16 protein-coding genes are annotated in these 18,531 nt (G+C 61.9%); 5 read left to right on the top strand and 11 right to left on the bottom strand.

All coding sequences use genetic code 11. From position 1 onward, the window contains the following. Window positions 1-59: 59 nt before the first annotated feature. Both OKW37_RS25530 and OKW37_RS25525 read right to left on the bottom strand, forming a co-directional pair. Window positions 60-809: an SDR family NAD(P)-dependent oxidoreductase gene (locus tag OKW37_RS25530; protein WP_184063143.1), complete on the bottom strand. Its 750-nt coding sequence runs from the start codon at window positions 807-809 to the stop codon at window positions 60-62. Between the two features lie 207 nt (window positions 810-1,016). Beyond that, a complete protein-coding gene (locus OKW37_RS25525) occupies window positions 1,017-1,913 on the bottom strand; it encodes a LysR substrate-binding domain-containing protein (RefSeq protein ID WP_184063141.1) in 897 nt (298 codons plus the stop codon). 255 nt (window positions 1,914-2,168) lie between these two features. Between OKW37_RS25525 and OKW37_RS25520 the strand changes: the two genes are divergently transcribed. The 4 genes from OKW37_RS25520 (at window position 2,169) to OKW37_RS25505 (ending at window position 6,710) form a co-directional block, all read left to right on the top strand. Further along, window positions 2,169-3,650 carry an ATP-binding cassette domain-containing protein gene (locus OKW37_RS25520; protein ID WP_429402570.1) on the top strand — a complete coding sequence of 494 codons (1,482 nt, stop codon included), beginning with the start codon at window positions 2,169-2,171 and terminating at the stop codon, window positions 3,648-3,650. Window positions 3,651-3,689: 39 nt separating this feature from the next. Further along, entirely contained in the window at window positions 3,690-4,685 is a 996-nt protein-coding gene (locus tag OKW37_RS25515) for an ABC transporter permease (RefSeq protein ID WP_184063137.1), read from the top strand. A gap of 25 nt (window positions 4,686-4,710) precedes the next feature. Continuing rightward, window positions 4,711-5,733, top strand: coding sequence for a substrate-binding domain-containing protein (locus OKW37_RS25510; RefSeq protein WP_429402569.1), 1,023 nt, complete (start codon window positions 4,711-4,713; stop codon window positions 5,731-5,733). 89 nt (window positions 5,734-5,822) lie between these two features. Beyond that, window positions 5,823-6,710 (top strand): amidohydrolase family protein, encoded by an 888-nt coding sequence (locus OKW37_RS25505; RefSeq protein WP_429404277.1) that lies wholly within the window; start codon window positions 5,823-5,825, stop codon window positions 6,708-6,710. Window positions 6,711-6,976: 266 nt separating this feature from the next. Here the strand turns inward: OKW37_RS25505 and OKW37_RS25500 are convergent, their stop codons facing one another. The 4 genes from OKW37_RS25500 to OKW37_RS25485 form a co-directional block, all read right to left on the bottom strand. Next, window positions 6,977-9,118 (bottom strand): xanthine dehydrogenase family protein molybdopterin-binding subunit, encoded by a 2,142-nt coding sequence (locus tag OKW37_RS25500; RefSeq protein ID WP_429402568.1) that lies wholly within the window; start codon window positions 9,116-9,118, stop codon window positions 6,977-6,979. Further along, window positions 9,115-10,125 carry an FAD binding domain-containing protein gene (locus OKW37_RS25495; protein WP_429402567.1) on the bottom strand — a complete coding sequence of 337 codons (1,011 nt, stop codon included), beginning with the start codon at window positions 10,123-10,125 and terminating at the stop codon, window positions 9,115-9,117. Before OKW37_RS25495 ends, OKW37_RS25500 begins: the two co-directional genes overlap by 4 nt. Beyond that, window positions 10,122-10,664 carry a (2Fe-2S)-binding protein gene (locus tag OKW37_RS25490; RefSeq protein WP_184063127.1) on the bottom strand — a complete coding sequence of 181 codons (543 nt, stop codon included), beginning with the start codon at window positions 10,662-10,664 and terminating at the stop codon, window positions 10,122-10,124. The genes OKW37_RS25495 and OKW37_RS25490 overlap by 4 nt, the downstream gene beginning before the upstream one ends. Window positions 10,665-11,022: 358 nt before the next feature. Beyond that, window positions 11,023-11,322 carry a filamentous hemagglutinin N-terminal domain-containing protein gene (locus tag OKW37_RS25485; protein WP_429402566.1) on the bottom strand — a complete coding sequence of 100 codons (300 nt, stop codon included), beginning with the start codon at window positions 11,320-11,322 and terminating at the stop codon, window positions 11,023-11,025. Between the two features lie 409 nt (window positions 11,323-11,731). Between OKW37_RS25485 and OKW37_RS25480 the strand changes: the two genes are divergently transcribed. Beyond that, the gene (locus OKW37_RS25480) at window positions 11,732-12,799 is read left to right on the top strand and encodes a diguanylate cyclase domain-containing protein (RefSeq protein WP_429402565.1); all 1,068 of its coding nucleotides are present in this window, start codon (window positions 11,732-11,734) and stop codon (window positions 12,797-12,799) included. 327 nt (window positions 12,800-13,126) lie between these two features. On the opposite strand, the gene OKW37_RS25475 is transcribed toward OKW37_RS25480, so the two are convergent. The 5 genes from OKW37_RS25475 to OKW37_RS25455 form a co-directional block, all read right to left on the bottom strand. Then, a complete protein-coding gene (locus tag OKW37_RS25475; RefSeq protein ID WP_184061669.1) occupies window positions 13,127-14,032 on the bottom strand; it encodes a lipid A biosynthesis lauroyl acyltransferase in 906 nt (301 codons plus the stop codon). A 568-nt stretch (window positions 14,033-14,600) separates the two neighbouring features. Beyond that, entirely contained in the window at window positions 14,601-15,845 is a 1,245-nt protein-coding gene (locus tag OKW37_RS25470; RefSeq protein ID WP_187613146.1) for a citrate synthase, read from the bottom strand. Between the two features lie 108 nt (window positions 15,846-15,953). Then, the gene (locus OKW37_RS25465; protein WP_090807437.1) at window positions 15,954-16,343 is read right to left on the bottom strand and encodes a VOC family protein; all 390 of its coding nucleotides are present in this window, start codon (window positions 16,341-16,343) and stop codon (window positions 15,954-15,956) included. A gap of 26 nt (window positions 16,344-16,369) precedes the next feature. After that, window positions 16,370-17,686 carry an MFS transporter gene (locus OKW37_RS25460; RefSeq protein WP_429402564.1) on the bottom strand — a complete coding sequence of 439 codons (1,317 nt, stop codon included), beginning with the start codon at window positions 17,684-17,686 and terminating at the stop codon, window positions 16,370-16,372. 52 nt (window positions 17,687-17,738) lie between these two features. Further along, window positions 17,739-18,497 carry an SDR family oxidoreductase gene (locus OKW37_RS25455; protein WP_429353012.1) on the bottom strand — a complete coding sequence of 253 codons (759 nt, stop codon included), beginning with the start codon at window positions 18,495-18,497 and terminating at the stop codon, window positions 17,739-17,741. Between the last annotated feature and the right edge of the window lie 34 nt (window positions 18,498-18,531).

Genomic DNA, 18,531 nt, shown 5'->3' with positions numbered 1-18,531 from the left:
GCCCCGGGTTGGCCCGGGTACCTGGAATTCAGCGCCCTCTCTCGGGCGCACGGTGTCAGTCAATGAATAAGCATGCCGCCGTTCACGTCGAGCGTGATGCCGGTGAGATACGTTGACAGATCGCTCACCAGAAAGAGGCACGCGTTTGCGACATCGGCAGCATCGCCAAGCCGGCCAAGCGGAATGCCTTTGATGATGTCCACGCGCATCTCCGCGGTGAGTTTGTCGCCGGTAATGTCGGTCTGGATCAGACCGGGCGTGATCGAGTTGATGCGAATGCTGTCGGGACCGAACTCTCGCGCCATCGCACGGGCGAGACCGAGTACGCCGGCCTTCGCGGCGCTGTAATGGGGGCCGCCGAAAATACCACCGCCTCGTTGCGCCGACACCGACGACATGCATACGATGCTGCCGCCTTTCTGCTCTTTCATCGCCGGCAATACGGCTTGCGACATATAGAGCGTGCCGCGCAGATTGACGTCGACGATTGCGTCGAAGCCCTCGGCGGTGATGTCTAGTGTGCGCACCGGCTGCGTGATGCCGGCGTTGTTGATGAGGCCGTCGATGCGGCCGTATCGTTCGAGCGTCGCCTTCGCGGCCTTCACGCAAGCGTCTTTGTCGGTGACGTCGCAGGCGAGCCCGAGATGGGCTTCGCCGAGATCGGCAGCGGCCTGTTTCGCGTCTTCTTCGCGCAAGTCGAGGATCACGATTCGCGCGCCTTGCTCGGCCAGTGCTTTGGCGGTGGCTTTGCCGATTCCGCGCGGTGAAGCCGCGCCCGTGACGATAACGACCTTGTTGTCGAGCAGCATGATTGTCTCCTGGGTGTTGATCTGATGACGCAGTGTCCGGCACGCGGTCACTCGCATCAACACCGTGGCGCTCAACTATGCTTGAGAAATTTTCAGGTAACCGGCTGCCAGCCCGCGAGGCATGCCGGGTCGCTGTGTCGACGCGCCGAAACAACCCGCATGCTCATGCACGTACCGGAATACCCTGATGCCGATTCGGCGCAGTCATTACGCCGTACGGTCCCTGTGACCGATTTCCCGCTCGATCCAGGCGATGAACCGCGCAACGCGTGGGAGCTCCGCGTTCTGGGGCGGATAGACCAGATGATGCGCGCCCACTTCGACAGAGTGCGAATCAGCGAATACCGGCACGAGCGCACCTTCCTTGATTCGTACCGACGCGAGCATCAGGCTTTCTAACGCAATGCCCAGGCCAAGTGCGGCCGTCTCGAGCGACATGTACGAGCGGTCAAACGAGAAATCGAAAGTCTTGTGCGCAGCGGACACGCCGGTGCGTCCGAACCACTGCTTCCACTGGACGAGCGGCGTCTCCGAATAGATCAGACGATGCTCCAGAAGGTCTTCCGGCGTTCTGACCGGATGGCTTTCCAGATATCTCGGCGAGGCGAGCGGCGCGATGAATTCATTGCGCAGTGTCCTGACCTCGAGATCGCGCCAGTTCGCATAGCCATGCCGCAAGTCGATGTCGTAGTAGCCACTGGTAAACGATACATCTTCATACGAGCAGGCCAGATTCAACTGGATATCGCCATTGGCTTCCTGAAACGACGCGAGCCTGGGCAACAGCCACATGAGCCCGAAGCTGGGGCTGGAATGCACACGCAGGATATCGACGTCGGCGCGGCTCGATGCGCGCTCGGTCGCGCGGCTCAGATCAGCAAGAGAGCCCGTCACGTCCGACAGATAGCGCTCGCCTGTCGGTGTCAGGACGAGACCCCGGCCCGACCGATAGAAAAGTGGTTGGCCGATGATCGATTCGAGGTTGCTGATCTGATGGCTCACCGCCGAAGCGGTCAGACCAAGTTCCTCGGATGCACGGCTGACACTCCTGGTTCGGGCCACGCTCTCGAAAGCGACGATAGCTTTCACGGGTGGGATGCGCATAGTGAAATTTATTTCAGTCGAAGTTGAATGAAACCGCCTTGTTAGCACGCCATCCGCACTGCCATTCTGTGGGCAAGCCGCTTAACCCGGGGCCGTGAAGTTTCCTGATGCTGACAGCGTCAATGCACCGGCAGCACCGCGGTAAACCATAGACATATATTGCGCAGCGCAACAGCTGCGCAGGAGACAGCGATGAATTATCCGTCCTTTCTGCTGACGGCGCGTTCGATCGTCAAAAGCTTCGGACCCACGAGCGTGTTGAAGGGTTTTGATATTTCAATCGCCGCAGGCGAAGTGCACGCGTTTCTGGGCGGCAACGGCGCAGGCAAATCGACGCTCATCAAAATCATCTCTGGCCAGTTCGACCGCGACGGCGGCTCGCTCGAATTCGACGGACAGGACATCGGCACATCCGTGGGCGGCCATGTCACCGCGGGCACCATTGCCGTGGTCAATCAGGAACTGGCGCTGCTGCCGCATCTATCCGTCGCCGAGAACATCGCCATGCCGCGCTTACAGCGCGGGTGCGCCCGCTACAGCGAACGGGCTTCGATGGCCATCGCCATCGAAGCGCTCTCACTGATCGATCCTCACTTCGCGCGCGAATCGGCAGGACGGCTCGTCAGCAGCCTGACGCTGCATGAGCGCCAACTGGTGGAGATCGCCCGCGCGCTCGGCTCAGGGGCGAAGCTGCTGCTGCTCGACGAGCCGACTGCAAATCTGACCGCGGCGGAAACGGGCCGGCTCTTTTCGGTGATACGCCGGTTGATCGCCGACGCGGGGCTCGCTGTGCTGTTCGTCTCGCACCGCATGCGCGAGATCCGCCAGATAGCCGATGTCTGCACGATCATCCGCGATGGCAAGACAGCGGTCGACCGTGCCGCGCTCGGCGCGATCACGGACCGCGAAATCATTGAATGCATGGGACAAAGCGTCGTGGTCGACGACGCGGCGGAAAGCGTAGCGGGCTCGGCGCAGTTGACACAAGCCGCGCCGCTTGCCGACCGGGAACCTCACGATGGCGCCAAGGCCCACTCCGCTGGCGTGCTTCGCATCGAACGTGATGGCGTGGCGATCGAGGTTCCCCAAGGCGCGATTGTCGGCCTCGCTGGCGCACCTGTCGGTCCATCGTCGCTTATCGATGCGCTAACCGGTATCGCACCCGCCGGAGCGTGGGCCATCACGCGTGATGGCACGCGCGTGAGATACGCCCACCCCTCCGCCGGCGCACGCGACGGTGTCGGCTTTGTCTCCGGCGACCGCTCCAACAAAGGCATCCTCGCTACCCTGCCAATCGTCGACAACCTCGTCGCCGCTGCGCGTGTCGTTGGGCGGCGCCAAGTCGTGGGTCGCGCGGAGATCGAGCAAAGCACCCAACTACTTGACGCACTGAAAATCCGCGCAGGCTCGCTGTGGGACTTGCCCGCAACGCTCAGCGGCGGCACCCAGCAGAAACTGCTGGTGGCCCGCTGGCTGTTACTGCGGCCCAGGCTGCTGGTGCTCGAAGAACCTACACGCGGCGTGGACATCCGCACGAAGCGGGAAATCTACGGGCTGATCCGCAGGATGGCGCAGCAGGGCACGACGATCGTCTGGTGGTCAACCGAATACATCGAACTCGTCGAGTTGTGCGACACGGTACTTGCGTTCGACCTCGACGGCAGGCCGACCGAAGTGTTGCGTCATGCCGACGTGAACGAGACGCAACTGGCTGCCGCGACCGGCATGGCTGCCTAGACCGCTTTGCATACGAACGATATTTATCTGGAGACAGTCATGAAATCAGTCACTCAGCCGATCGCGGGCGAGCATCGCCAGTCTGGCGGCGCTTTGCGCCGTTTGCTGTCGACGTATCGCACGGAGATCGCCATTGCGATCGCCATCGTCGTGATCGAACTCGCGGTCGGCATGATCGTGCCGGCGGCGCTGTCCGGTGGCAACATTTCCAATGTGACGCAAGCGGCCGCGCCGCTCGTGATCATGGCGTTCGGCGTGCTGCTCGTGATCATCACGGGCGGGATCGATCTGTCCGTCGGCTCGGTGTTCTCGCTAACCGGCATGGTCACGGGTCTGGCCATGACGCACGGTTACGGCGCAATCGTCAGCAGTCTCGCGGGGCTGTCGGTCGGAATCGTGATCGGCGCGCTCAACGGTGCGCTCGTGACCTTCGTCGGGCTGGCGCCGTTCGTCGTGACGCTGAGCACGTACGCAATCGCAGGAAGCCTCTCGTTCATCGTCACAGATGGTCATTCGCTGCCCATTTCAGATCCCAACTACTACCTGCTGAATTCCGGAACGCTGATTCCCGGCCTGCCGAACTACGCGCTGTGGTGCGTGCTGCTGCTCGTCGCGATCGAGTACTGCCTGCGCAAGGTCGTCGCGGGGCGGTGGCTGTATGCGATCGGCAGCAGCAGTTCATCGGCCCGCGTGATCGGCATCCCGGTCAATCGCGTGCGGCTGGGCGCCTACCTGCTGTCGGGACTGTTCGCTTCATTCGCGAGCATCGTCAGCGTGTCCTACATCAGTAATGCGGAAGCGACCGCGGGTTCGAGCCTGATGCTGCAGGCAATCGCGGCAGTCGTGATCGGCGGAGCGAGTCTGTTCGGCGGAACAGGCTCTGCGATTGGCGCGCTGCTTGGCGCACTCATGATCACCATCATTCAGAACGGCGCGAACCTCATCGGTGTCAACAGCTTCTGGCAAGGCACCGTCACAGGCGTCGTCATTCTCATTGCGGTCCTCGTCGACCGCGTTACCAAAGCCCGGCGTTAAGCACGGGCCAGCTCAGGAGACGGAGATGGACAAGCACACGTTGCAATCAGCCGGCAGGTTTTCAGACCGTCCGCTTGGACGGTTGATCGGGGCATCGGCATTGGCGATCAGCATGGCCTTCGCGTCGCAGATGTCGTTCGCCGCGGACCGGCAGACCGTCGCGTACATCGCGCCGTCACTGGATATTTCGTACTGGCAGTGGGTGGCCTACGGCGTGAAGCAACGAGCGAAGGAACTCGGCATGGATTACGTCGAGTTCACCTCCGAGAATTCCCCGGCCAAGCAGATGGACAACGTCCGCACGGCGATGACACGCGGCGTGAGCGCGATCGTCATGGGGCCGGTCAGTTCGACCAGCACGCCGCCGGTGCTGCGTCTGTTGAAGTCGAAGTCGGTCCCGGTCGCATTCACCGGCATCGGGCCGCAAGCCGGTCAGACCGACTATACGTCGGCGGTCACCGCCAATAACTACGACACCGGCAAGGCAGAGGGCGCCTATGTCTGCAAGCTCGCGAAGGAGCGCGGCAGCAACAAGGTGGCAGTGCTGTCGCTGCCGCAGGATCGCGAGAACGCGCAGAAGTATTTGAAGGGCGCGCAGGAGTCGTTCAAGGCTGATGGGTGTGAAGTCGTCCAGGTGTTGGAGACGCACGGCCTGACCGTCAACGAGGCGGTCACCCAGGCGAACGACGTGCTGACGGCGCATCCGGACGTCAAGGCGATCTACGGCATGTACGACGAAGCCGCTACGGGCGCCGCGAAGGCGCTGCAAACGCGCGGCATGGCCGGCAAGGTTGCCGTCGTGACCGCCGACGGCAGTCCGACGACGATCAGGCTGCTGCGCGATGGCGCGATCCAGGGGATATTCCTGCAGGAGGCGGTCGGGCAGGGAATCGACGCGACCACGCAGGTCTTCAACGCACTGAACCATCAGCCGACCACCCAGGAACTGGCGCTCAAGGAGCCGCTCGTGACGAAAGAGACCATCGATAAGCCAGAGGTACAGGCGACGGTCAGGCGAGTCTATCCGCCTTCGGCGGGCAACTACTAATAGTGCATGGCGGTCGTGGCGTTGACGTTCGTACGCCGCGAGCGGCAACGCATTCCGGCTTACTCTAAACGGGAGACATCATGGACAATCTGCCGATCATCGACCCGCATCATCATCTCTACGATCTCAAAACCGGTAACTATCCCTGGCTGCAGGGGCCGATGCTGGAGCGCGTATTCGGTGACTATTCGGCCATTCGCCGCGACTATCTCATCGACGATTTCCTCGCCGACATCAGGAACCAGAACGTCGTGAAGTCGGTCCACCTGCAGGTCGAATATGACCACAACGATCCTGTCGCCGAGACGCGTTGGCTCCAGGGCGTCGCCGATGTTCACGGTTATCCGCACGGTATCGTCGCATTCGCGGACCTCGCCTCGCCGAACACGCAGGCTGTGATCGAGGAACACTGTGTGTTCGCCAACGTGCGGGGCATCCGTCAGTGTCTGAATTTCCACCGCGATCCGGTGAAGACGTTTATCGATAACCCAAATCTGATGAGCGATCCGCAATGGCGTCGACGCTATGCGTTGCTCAAGCGATACGACCTGTCGTTCGACCTGCAACTCTACTACACCCAGATGGAAGAGGCCTTGTCTCTCGCACGGGAGTTTCCCGATACGCTGATGGTGCTCAACCACACCGGCATGCCAGTCGACCGGATGCCGGAAGAAATCGAAGGCTGGAAGCAGGGCATGAAATCGCTCGCATCGGCTCCCAACGTTTTCTGCAAGATATCCGGACTGGGCATGGGAGACTGGAAATGGACGGTGGATAGCATCCGGCCGTTCGTGCTGCACGCGATTGAAGCGTTCGGGGCGAACCGCTGTATGTTCGCGAGCAATTTCCCGGTCGACAAACTGTTTAGCAGCTATGACGCCGTATTCAACGCATTCAAGGAAATTACGCAAGAATTTTCGTCCGACGAGCGGCGCGCGCTATTTCACGACAATGCGGAGCGGGTGTATAGGCTCTGAACTGAGCGTTTTTCCGGCTTGCTGCGAAAAGCAATCTGCCGAGGGGGCACTTCGGGACATGCCCGACTTGCCGATGTGCCGCAATTGGGCTCGTGAACTGCCGTTCGCAGGCGCCTCGCGACAGTCTGTACAGGATCGCGAAAAACCGTGGGAACACTTCCCGGTCGCCGGTCAGCGGGAACATCCGCTCGCTGAAATAAACCTGTAACTCCCGGTGTGCGGGTGCAATATGTCAGCGAGCGTTGTCACACAAGGCACAGATGGTGCTATCCCGCAGCGGCGTGCTGACTCGAAAGGCCTGCCAGTATCTTGCCCGGCAAAATGGGCAGGTCGCGCACACGCAAGCCAATGGCGTCGTAGACGGCTGCGGCCACTGCGGCATCCACGCCGGTCGCGCCGAGTTCTCCGATGCCGCGGGTACCGATCGCACTTGCATGCGGATCATACTCGCTGACGAAGTGGATCTTGATATCGAGCGGAATGTCCGCATTCACCGGGACCGCCACGTTCGACAGATTCTTCGCGAGCCAGCCACCGGTATTGGGCTCCTGCACGCTTTCTTCCATCGTCGCCTTGCCCCAACCCCAGATGATCGCGCCCGTCATCTGGCTTCGCGCCGTTTTCGGATTGATGATCCGGCCCGCGGAGTAGGCACCCACCGCCCGGCGCAAGCGCACGAGGCCAAGCTCGGGATCGACGCCTACTTCGACAAAGATCGCACCCCACGTCCGCATCGCGTATGGCGTACCGTCGCCGTCCGCGCTGAAGCTGGCGCCACCCGGAAGCGTGAACGCACCGTCCGCGACCATCTCCGGTAGATTAGCCCGCCGCAGGCTCGCACGAACGTCTTTCCCGCCGAGCGCATCGAGCTTCGCGTTGATTTCCCGGCAAGCCAGTGCGATCGCGCTTCCCGTGCTGCCCGTGGCGCTCGATCCATAGACGGGACTCGCCGGGTGAAGGTTGGTATCGCCCCACACAATCGACACGTTCTCGATCGGCAAGCCCAGCTCTTCGGCCGCGATCTGGCAAAAGACCGTCTGCGTGCCGGTGCCGATATCGTGCGTGTTCGCCTCGATCAGCGCCGTGCCGTCGGACCTCAGGCGCACGCGCGCCCCGCCGGGAAAGCGGAAATTGCCCATTGAGCTCGTCGCCATCCCATGTCCAATGCGCCATGCTCCGTCTCGTCGTGGCGTCTCGCCGCGCGTGCGCCAGCCATAAAGCCGCGCGCCTTCCTCATACGCCTCGCGAAGCTTTTTTGACGACCAAGGCTTGTTCGTATGCGGATCGACCTCGGCGTAGTTCGCCAGTCGTAGATCGAGCGGGTCGATCTTCAGCGCCACGGCGAGTTCGTCCATCGCGCTTTCGAGCGCCCATAGTCCCGGACCTTCCACCGGCGCGCGCATTGGCGTGGGCACGTTGATGTTGCGCCGCTCCAGCCACTGCTTGGTGCGAATGGCGGGCGACGCATAAAGCGTCTTGCTTGCTTCGCTTGCGGGCTCCAGATGCGTGTCCGCAATCGCGCTCGAATTGACGATTTCGTGATCGATGGCGCTGAGCCGGCCGTCCGCCGTTGCCGCAAGCTTGATGTCCTGTTTCACCCACGGCTGATAGCCGACGCAGACGAACTGATCGTGACGCCGCAGATGAAGCTTCACGGGCCGCCCCGCGACGCGTGCCGCGGCGGCGGCAAGAATCTGGTGCGGCCACACATATCCTTTCGAGCCGAACCCGCCGCCCGTGTGCGGTGCGATCACGTGAATGTCGTCCGGCCTCATGCCGAGTGCCGCGGCTACGACAAGCGGCACATTCTCGCTCGCCTGAACCGCATCCCACAGCGTGAGCTTGCCGTGCTCGAATCGCGCAACGGTGCCCGATGTCTCCATCGCATTGTGGTGACGCGCGGCTTGAATATACGTCGCAGCCACGCTTGCATGTGCGGTTCCGAAAATCGCATCGACGTCGCCCATCTCCAGATCGTCGCCGAGCATGCGTGGCTCGGGCGGCGGCTCGCGCGTCGCGGCGCCGGGAAGGATGGGGTCGTCGCGCTCGCAACGGACAAGCACGGCATCGCGACCGGCTTCCGCCGCCTCGATGGATTCCGCAAGCACGATTGCGACCGGCTCGCCTTCGTACCGAATCGCGTCGTTTTGCAACGGCAGTGCGAGCACCGCCGCTGGCGGCTGAACCGCACCGAATCGCGGCATATCGTGCGCGGTAAGCACCCGCACCACACCCGGTAAGGTAAGTGCCGCGGTGGCATCCACGTCGATCAGCCGGCCCGACGCGACGGGCGCGCCGACCAACGCCGCATGAAGCGTGCCGGGCGGCGTGTTGTCAGCCGCGAATTTCGCCTGTCCCGTGACCTTCGCCTGGCCTTCCACGCGGGAGACCGCCGTGCCGATGCTCATGATCGCCCGGCTGCCGTCAGTAACGCACGCACCGCGGCATTGCGCGCCATCGTCACCTTGTAGCCATTGTGAGCGAGCGGCCGGGCGTCGCTCATTGCCGCGTCGACAATCGGCGTGACCACTTCCTTGGTCGGCGCCTGCCCGGCCAGCGACGCCTCCGCGGCTGGAAGGCGCCACGGACGTTGCGCCACCGAGCCAAGTGCAATGCGCGCCGACACAATGCGATCCCGATCGAGCTCCACGGATGCGGCTGCCGAGACCAGCGCATATTCGTAGCTGGCGCGCTCGCGGACTTTTACGTAGGCCGATCGTGCGTCCGCGCGGATGGGTATGTGAAAGGAGACGATCACTTCGTCGGCAGCCAGTCTCGTCTCGAGCCGGGCGGCATCGCCGCCCATGCCGGCCGCTTCCTGCTGCGTCAGGTGGAACTCCGTCATCTTGATCATTCGACCGCCGTTCGGCCCGATGACCTCAGCTGTCGCATCCAGACAAGCCAGTGCCACAGCCGGATCGGACGGTTGAACCGCGACGCATGCATCGCTCCAGCCAAAAATTGCATGCCGTTCGTTGATGCCATTGCGCGCGGGGCAGCCCGACCCGGGATTGCGCTTGTTGCAGCCCCATGGCAACGGCGCTTCCGAACGAAAATAAGCGCATCGCGTCTTTTGCATCACATTGCCACCGAGCGTCGCGCGGTTGCGCACCTGCGCCGAGGCGGCGAGCAGACAGGCTTGAGCCAGCGCGCTCGCGTGGGCGCCGACGAGCGCGTCTTCACCGATCACGTTCAGGTCCGTCAGCGCGCCGATCACCAGATCGTCACGCTCGCGCACAATACGAACGAGACCTGTGAGTCCAGCGACATCGATGACGCGATCGGGCGCTGCGATGCCGAGCCGCATCCAGTTGAGCAGCTCCGTACCGCCCGCGATGATCGCCACGTTGCCCGCCGCCAACGACGCGACTACCTGTTGCGCGGTTGCGCCACGCGCGTATTCGAAGTTTTTCATCGTTTGTCCCCGGCCGCGCCGGCGGCATCGAGCACAGCCGCCGCGATCTGCGGATAGCAAGAGCAGCGGCACAGATTGCCGCTCATCCATTCGCGAACGCTCGCCTCATCGGTCGCGTGCCCTTCAGCGATGCAGGCGACCGCGGAGACGATTTGCCCGGGCGTGCAATAGCCGCACTGAAAGGCATCGTGCTCGATAAATGCCCGCTGTACCGGATGCAGCGTCCCGTCGGAGGCGGCCAGACCTTCGACAGTCGTGACCTCGCAGCCGTCACATTGCACGACGAGCGTCAGACAACTGTTCATCCGCTTGCCGTCGACCAGCACGGTGCAGGTGCCGCATGCGCCTTCATTACAGCCCTTCTTGGCGCCGCTGAGACCCGAGTCTTCGCGCAACCAGTCCAGCAGCGTGACGCGCGGGTTCACCGTAGCGGCCCGCGGCTGGCCGTTCACACGCATCGTCACCGTGACGCTGCTTGACCAAGGCAGTCCGGCGTCTCCATTTGGAGCTAATTGCTCCCCGAAAGTAGCGTCGTCCATTCCCAATTCCTTGCCGGTTTCAACAATCACTCTGCTTGTATATAGACCATATGGAGTTGATATCAAGGGACGATATCCTTCCTGCTTCCGCACCGTCTCCCAAAGAATCGATCCGGCTCGAACTGCAACGGCGAGCTGCTCGCATGCACTCGCTCGACACTTGCAAGCGGGCCAGGATTAGGTGAGCCGATTTCGACCTCATGCTGATTGAGGCCCCAGGTCCCAGGCCATAGGCGCCAGCGAAATGCAGTCGATGTAGGTGATGGCTACCCTTCTCCGTCGAGAACTGGCCGGTTTGCAACGACCTGTGCCTGACGTCGGTTGGCTGCACGCGCTAAAGGTTATTCGACATCTGCCCTCATTCACATGGCTGTGAGTGTGCCGCGTTGGCGGTGAGCTTGCCGAGAATCGATGACGGATCGCCGCCCGTGACACGGTTCAGCGTCGCGCCCGACCCGTTGTTGAAGGCGACGGTGTTGCCGTTGCCGATCGAGAAGCTGTGCCAGTCGATCACGCCGCGGGACGAGGACTGGTCGATCGTTAGCGAAGTGGTGCCGCTCGTCATCGCGCCCTGGCCCCGGACGAAGGCGCCGCCCTGCGGCAGTGGTCCGGCCGCGTGGGCCATCGGCACGCACCACGCGGCGAGCGCGAGCGGCACCCATAGTGCAAGCGTCAGCGGGCGCAGAACACGGTTCCACGCGGAAGGCCGCGACCGAGGCGCGATGAGTGCCGCGCCGGCATACGCCAGCGAAAAGGATAGCCCATTGCGCGGGGTTGGGGGCGTCGTCGCGGAACGCAGATTGTTGCGACCAGGCAAGGCGCGAAAGCCGCCATACCGCACAACACAGCCTAATGTGTAGCAGCGCGTTCAAAAGACCAACCGGTATTTGAGCATGCACCCGGTGCTTGCTGGTACCGCTTCAAGCGTGGATGTGTGTCGGTCGCCGCGGCGGCAGGAATGGCCGTTCAACCCTCGGAAGCGGACGGAGAGAGCGGCAAGAAGCATTGGTCGCCGGCAAAAGCGATAGAATGCCCGCTGCAAAAGACAATATTGACGGGTAGACGGCATGGAGCGGCCGGGCGCGCAGCGTTGGCATGAGCAAACGTTTCTAGGTGTCTTTCGCGGACAACCTGAGAAGGAGCAGGCGCTCCTCCGGATATGCCTGGGCACGGTCGTGTTGATCGGCTATATCGCCGTCGCCGCGCTCCAACGCACGGCCGCCGCGTATGACACTCTGGGTGTGGTTTTCGCATACGTTGTATTCGGTGTGGCGACATACGTAGCCGCGACCGCCGCGACAGTTCGGCCGCGCCTTCGATTGACGGTCACCACCATTGCAGACCAGGCGCTTGTCATGACTGCCTTGGCGCTCGGCGGGCGCGTGGCGCTGCCCTTGCTCTGGGTCGTGTTCTGGTTCCTTGTGGGTGCCGGTTGCCGCCACGGCAAGCGGCCGTTGCTACTTTCATGTGCAGTTGCGCTTGCAGGCGTCGTGATTTTGATGCGCGTCGAGCCGTGGTGGAGAGAAAACCTCGCGGTGGGATTGGGCATCATGCTCAGCATCGCGGCGACTTCCGTGTACTTGATGGCCCTCGTGCATCGGCTCGAACGGCAGGCTGCGACGGACCCTCTGACAGGACTCAGCAACCGCATTCGCCTCGAGCAGGCGATCGCTAAAGCGACTGCGGCGCGAGACGACGATAAAGGACAGTCTGTCTTGATGTTCATCGATCTCGACGGCTTCAAATACGTCAATGACGCTTATGGGCATGCGGTGGGTGATGAACTGTTGCAGTGCTTCGCCAACGGTCTGCAGACACGCATTCGCCGCGGCGATACGGTTGCCCGCCTGGGAGGCGACGAGTTCGCGGTGCTCGCCCGCCATGTGCATGGCAAGGTCGGCGCGCGCGCGATTGCCGACGGTATTCACGACATCCTTCATGGGCTTCGAGAGATCGGCGGTCATCCCGTCGCCGTATCGGCCAGCATTGGCGTGCGCATGCTCGGTACCAATAGCGCGGACGAACGTCTTGATGTACACGCCCTGATGCGCCAGGCCGATAGCGCGATGTATCGCGCCAAAGCGAACGGGACGGACAAAACCTCATTCTTCGATGAGACGGGTGCCGGCGCGTAAGCGGACAGGGTTCCCGGCGGTGCCCTGCTCGTGTTGGCGAGCGCATTTGATGCAGGTGCCGGGCCGCGGACGCTCGTATCTGGGAGCATGTGCGCGTCGTCTCGCTGCGGAAGGTAGTTTCATTTCGCGGCTGGAGTTTGGCCCGGAGTGGGGCGAACTGAGACGGTCGCCATCCGGCCACGAACGGCCATACGCTCGAGCATTCGGACAGACACTCAAACGTCCGGTCCACTCAGATAGCGGACCTATGCCTGTCAGTCGAGCTCATTGCGTTACCTCACGGAAGCACACAACCAGGAACGGTCGCATGCCTTACGGACGGTGTGCTCAGTACACACCTGGTACGCCCGGTGGACGATTCTTGAAGCGTCGATGCACCCAGTAATATTGCTCTGGGCACCGATTGATCTGCGTTTCAAGAAATTCATTCAATCGGCGCGCGTCGATCGTCTCACTTTCTGAAGGAAAGTCGCTGAGCGGCTCGAAGATGGTCAGCTTATACCCGCGGTAGTCGGGCAATACTTCAGTCATGAATGGTACAACCCGCGCATGGGCCAGTCGAGCAAGGCGCGAAACCGAAGTGAGTGTGCACGCGGGGACGCCAAAAAACGGCACAAAAACGGAGTTGTGTATGCCGTGATCCATGTCAGCAGCCAGCATGACTGGTTTGCCTGAACGAAGTAAGCCGACGATCTTTCTGGCGCTTGTCGAACGTTCAATCATCTCGGCGCCAAATCTGCCGCGTTGCCGCTTGGCTAGACTGCAAAGGCGCGCGTTCGACATGCGTGTATACAGTGAGGCGGCGGGCAGGCGCGTTGAGTAGAGTATGCAGCCGACCTCGATGCTCACGAAATGGAAGCCCAGAAAGATGGTCGGTGGAGCATTCCTGTCTTCCAGATCGATTCGACTTTCGATGTGGACCAGCTTCCGTATCCTTTGCGCGCTGCCATACCATTGAATCCCTCGTTCGAGATAGCTTCGAACGACGTGGCGAAAATGGTTTCTGGCAAGGTCGTCGTACTCGCACTCGCTCTTGCCCGGAAAACAGAGACGCAGATTGACGAGAGCGATATGTTTTCGGGAGCTGGGAAGTGCATATAACATTGCCCCAAGCGCGCTGCCGAACCTCGCGACGAGCGTATAGGGAAGGACTGCGAAGACGCGCAGCAGCACTACAATCAAGACATAGCCTAATCGCCCCAAGAACCTCCCCCGCTTGCGAGAATCACTCATCGCGACACGGAAAAATACGAATACTTACGGATGTATAACAAAATTCGAGATCCTGGTGGCATAGCATGGCGATGGCAGCAGAGAAGTATCGCACGTACTGCGTTATGACGGGCTACCCAGGTGGACGCCAGGGGTTCTCGGTTCTCCCTGGCGAAAACGACGGCGTGTGGGCGGCAAGCGCCTGCAGCGCGGATGCACCACCAGGCGGCCGTTCTACTTTGAAAGCCGCGGCCGAGTCCGCATTGGGGCGAAGGGCAGATCCGGGTCGCGAGCCGCCGACCGCCGTCAGGCAGGAGTCGGCCCAATATAGCGGCCGCTCGGACGCACGTTGATGCAACCCCTGGAATGTCGGCTCCCGCCCAGACTCCAGACCTTCCGTCCGCAATCTGGCCATGGTCTGGCGTCGCATGCCCCATCCATCGCCATAAGCATGGTGGCAACGTCTTCGAAGCTACCGACGCCGCTTCGCTCAAAACGCTTACGTCCACTGGAACAAGCCGGCCCTCTCGGCAAGAGCCGATCGGCGTCGAGGTTTTTTGTTTCGGCAAAGATCCAGGTGACGCGTCTCTCAGCGCCCAACCGGCCTGAATAAGCGATTCTTGTCGAGCGTGGCTGGATCGAGCGTATTCTCGCTGCCTTCCGCAGGCGACTCGGGGGCGGCGTCTTCCAGCGCCGGCCCGGTATAGCGGCCTCGTGGCCGTATGACCTTGCTCACCCGGAGTTGCTCAATGCAGTGCGCGAGCAAACCCACGCTCCGGGCTGTTGCGAACAACGCGAACGACGCATCGCGCGGCAACGCCAGTTGAGCCGTCAGGGCCGCAAGCGCAACGTCGATATTTGGCTTGAGCCCGGTCAGCTCAACCACCTTGTTGATGAACGACATGATCTCTTGAGGCGGATTCAGCACTTCGAGCACTGCGGCCGCCCTCGGATCGCCGTCCGGATACAGATGATGTCCAAACCCGGGGATTGGAATGGCCGACTGCAAGTGATGGGCAACCACGTGCTGCGCACCGAGTCTTCCGACGTCGTCGAACACGGCCCGCACGCGGCCTGACGCGTCGCCATGCAGTGGGCCGGAGAAAGTCGCGAGTCCCGTGAGCAGGCATCCGGGCAGCGACGCGCCGGTGGAGGCGGTAATCCTGGCGGCGAACGCGGAACTCGTAATCTCATGGTCGGCCACGAGGACTAAGGCACGGCGGATAAGTTCGGCGCCATCGCGGTCCTGGCCCCAACCAAGCGCGAGCCGCTCATGCGTCATTTGTGCGTTCGCGCCGCGTCGCGCACCAAACGCTTGTGCGATCAGCGCCACGAGCCGGCCGGCCTCGACATGCAGTGCGCTGTCCGTGCGTCCGAGGGTCGAGTGTCCACAGGCCGCGAGCGCTGCCAGCGATGTGAACGCGCATTGCCTGCCGCGCTCGTCGCCCTGTAGCGGCAACTCGCCGCTTTCGAAGGAAACGGGGGCGCGCGCGTTCCAGAGAATGGCCGCCACGTCTTCAAGCGTCGCCGCGTCCGAAAGCCGGATGCTATCCCGCCCCCGGTAGTAGGGCCGGCCTTTTGAGAAGGTGGTAATGCTGCTGTAAATGCAGGGTTCCGCACCGAATATGGTCCCGGCGGCGAGCGCTTCGCGCTTGCGTCCCACCTGCTTTTTTCGGCACAGACCGGCGACGTCCTCCGCGCGATAGAGGCTCTTGCGTGGGTCGAGCGGATCCGGCATGACGGCGATGGTACCTCGACTTACATACGCATAGACAGTCTGCGCCTGCACTCCGAGTTGTCGAGCCGCTTCAGTCAGAGTGATCCAGTTTCGCATGGGATGGCAAGCAAGGTGATGCAGCGCAACGGGGCAACGGGGGAGTGACGACGCAGATCGCGCCTTGCACTCGAGCACGACCGATCCAGCGCCAATATTGACTTTTTTTCAGGTAAAAGTCATCTCGGCGGGTCGCCGCTCCAGTATCTCAACGAGAACGTCACCGGGCGAGCGCACGAAGCAGGCTCTGACGCCGGGGCGAACCTGCTTGATCGGTTCGACGATTTCCGCGTCGCAGAGCAACAGATGCACGAACGCCGCGTCGATATCGTCCACGACCACGCCGAAATGATCTATGCCCTGCTGCCGCTCGCAGCGAGGGTGGCCGGCTTGGACGCTCGCCAGCGAGGTGATGAAAAGGTTGATGCTGCCGATGCGCAAATCCACTCGCCCAGGACGACGCACGATCTCGGCGTTCAGGCAGCGCGCAAACCATGCCGCAGTGGCTTCGGCGTCCGCCGAGCACAGTTGCAGATGATCCCACTTGAATTCAATCATCCGATTTCACCGTATAGTTGAAAGCATCACAGTTCGATGCGGGAAAGCTTGCCCAGCAGCACGGAATACGAAAACGTTCCGAGCAGGCAGATCGCGCCCATCAGGTTGAGGGCCCAGTAGAAGTGGCCGGTGTGCTGGGTGATGTAGCCGATCATGAGCGGCGTGGTGACGGCCGCGATGTTGGCCGCGAGGCTCGTGATGCTGCTGGTCAGTCCCACGTACTGTCGAGGCGCGATTTCGGAAACGGCGGCCCACGACATCGACCCGACGCCCTGCGCGAAGAACGCGATCGTCAGGATGGCGATCACCAGCTCGTTCGACTCGACGAAATTGACAAGCACGATAGACGCGCCGAGCATCGTGCCGATGATGAGCGGAGCCTTGCGCGCTGTCGAAAGCGCCACTCCGCGCCGAATAAAAAAGTCCGAAAGGGAGCCGGCCGCGAGGATGCCGACCGTGGCGCCGATAAAAGGCAGTGCCTGGAAGATCCCAACCTTGATCATCGACATGTGACGCGCTTCGATCAGATAGGTCATGAACCACGTGGTGAAGAAGACCAGCAGCGTGTTGTTACAGAACTTGCCGAGACAGATGGCGAGAACCTGGCGGTAGCTGAGCAGCTTGAGCGCCATGCGCCAGTCGAACTTCTCGCGGAGCTTGCGCGTCGCCGCGGCACCTTCATTGATGTATTGCAGCTCGGTGGCATTCACGCGCGGGTGCTGATGCGGATCGCGGTAAACCCGGTACCAGAGCAGACTGAACAGAATGCCGAAGCCACCGGTCACATAAAAGACCGTCCGCCAACCGTACGTGGCGGAGATCCACAGCAACAATCCGGTGAACAAGGGCGTCCCGATGTATTGCCCCATTACGTAGACGCTGGTCGCGAAGCCGCGTTCCCGGGCGGGAAACCACAAGGTCACGGCGCGTGCGTTTGAAGGGAAGGCCGGCGCCTCCAGTGCGCCGATGGCGAGCCGCGACCCGAGCAGCATCTGATAGCCGGTCGCGAAACCCTGCGACAGCGTGGCGAACGACCAACCGACCAGAGACAGCGCATAGGCGAGGCGTGAGCCGAGAATGTCGGTCAGCACTCCGCCGGGCACCAGCGCAATGGAATAGGCAAGACCAAATGCAGCAAACAGCTCGCCCATCTGCATCTTGTTGAGCGCCAGCCCCTTCGAGAGGCCCGGCGCAACGATGCCCAGCGCCGACCGGTCCACGTAATTCAGAATGGTGGCCATGAGCAACATCGAGAGCACGACGTAGCGGACTCTGGAGCGATTCGTGGTATCCGCGTAAGCCGGGGTTCCCACCGGCAATGTTTGTTCCTCTGCGATTTTCATCGGTGTCTCCGTAACATTAGCCTGTTGTTTTTTTAGTTGGCTTAAGGGCGATTTATCCGCGGCCGACGAACGGCATGGCGGTCGCCATGATGGTCATATTGAGAACATTGGCTTCGAGCGGAAGACTGGCCATGTGCACGACTGCATTCGCCACGTGCGTCACATCCATTCTTGCTTCGGGTGCCAGGCGTCCGTCCGCTTGCAGTACGCCGTGGTTCATCCGTTCAGTGAGCGATGTGGCGGCGTTGCCGATGTCGATCTGGCTGCAGGCGATGTTGAATGCGCGTCCGTCCAGCGCGATCGATCTGGTGATGCCAGTCACAGCATGTTTTGTTGCCGTATAGGCAATGGTATGCGGCCTTGGCGAGTGGGCGGAGATCGATCCGTTGTTGATGATTCGTCCGCCTTGCGGGGACTGTGCCTTCATCAAACGATAAGCGGCGCGAGCGCAGAGGAAAACGCCGGTCAGATTGGTGGCCACGACGTCGTTCCAGAAGTCGACTTCGTAGTCTTCCAGAGGGACAGCCCCAGCATTGCGCCCCGCGTTGTTGAACAGCACGTCGAGCCGACCGAATGCCTCGGCAATTCCCGAAAACGCGTGCTCGACCGATGCTGCGTCGCCAACGTCGGCCTGGAATACATCCGCTTCTCCCCCCGCCCTGCCGATTGCTTCCTTTGTTTCCAGCAGCGGCTCGGCTCTGCGCCCGATCAGCGCGACGGCGAATCCTGCGTTAGCAAGTGCGACGGCGGCGGTTCGGCCGATGCCGGAGCCGGCGCCCGTCACGGCTGCGAACTTCTTCGATGCAGACATTTCCTTTCCTCTCGTCAAGTCAATTGGACATGGG

This window comes from Paraburkholderia sp. MM5482-R2 (genome assembly GCF_050436125.1).
GTDB classification, from domain to species: Bacteria; Pseudomonadota; Gammaproteobacteria; order Burkholderiales; family Burkholderiaceae; genus Paraburkholderia; species Paraburkholderia tuberum.
The sequence above is the reverse complement of the archived record's forward strand: the minus strand, read 5'-3'. Positions and strand labels throughout refer to the sequence as shown.

Coding starts and splice junctions, on each gene's coding strand:
- OKW37_RS25460 (WP_429402564.1), bottom strand. CDS start 17,686: ATGAAAATCGCAGAGGAACAAACATTGCCGGTGGGAACCCCGGCTTAC.
- OKW37_RS25455 (WP_429353012.1), bottom strand. CDS start 18,497: ATGTCTGCATCGAAGAAGTTCGCAGCCGTGACGGGCGCCGGCTCCGGC.
- OKW37_RS25500 (WP_429402568.1), bottom strand. CDS start 9,118: ATGAGCATCGGCACGGCGGTCTCCCGCGTGGAAGGCCAGGCGAAGGTC.
- OKW37_RS25475 (WP_184061669.1), bottom strand. CDS start 14,032: ATGAGTGATTCTCGCAAGCGGGGGAGGTTCTTGGGGCGATTAGGCTAT.
- OKW37_RS25465 (WP_090807437.1), bottom strand. CDS start 16,343: ATGATTGAATTCAAGTGGGATCATCTGCAACTGTGCTCGGCGGACGCC.
- OKW37_RS25490 (WP_184063127.1), bottom strand. CDS start 10,664: ATGGACGACGCTACTTTCGGGGAGCAATTAGCTCCAAATGGAGACGCC.
- OKW37_RS25470 (WP_187613146.1), bottom strand. CDS start 15,845: ATGCGAAACTGGATCACTCTGACTGAAGCGGCTCGACAACTCGGAGTG.
- OKW37_RS25515 (WP_184063137.1), top strand. CDS start 3,690: ATGAAATCAGTCACTCAGCCGATCGCGGGCGAGCATCGCCAGTCTGGC.
- OKW37_RS25525 (WP_184063141.1), bottom strand. CDS start 1,913: ATGCGCATCCCACCCGTGAAAGCTATCGTCGCTTTCGAGAGCGTGGCC.
- OKW37_RS25495 (WP_429402567.1), bottom strand. CDS start 10,125: ATGAAAAACTTCGAATACGCGCGTGGCGCAACCGCGCAACAGGTAGTC.
- OKW37_RS25530 (WP_184063143.1), bottom strand. CDS start 809: ATGCTGCTCGACAACAAGGTCGTTATCGTCACGGGCGCGGCTTCACCG.
- OKW37_RS25510 (WP_429402569.1), top strand. CDS start 4,711: ATGGACAAGCACACGTTGCAATCAGCCGGCAGGTTTTCAGACCGTCCG.
- OKW37_RS25480 (WP_429402565.1), top strand. CDS start 11,732: ATGGAGCGGCCGGGCGCGCAGCGTTGGCATGAGCAAACGTTTCTAGGT.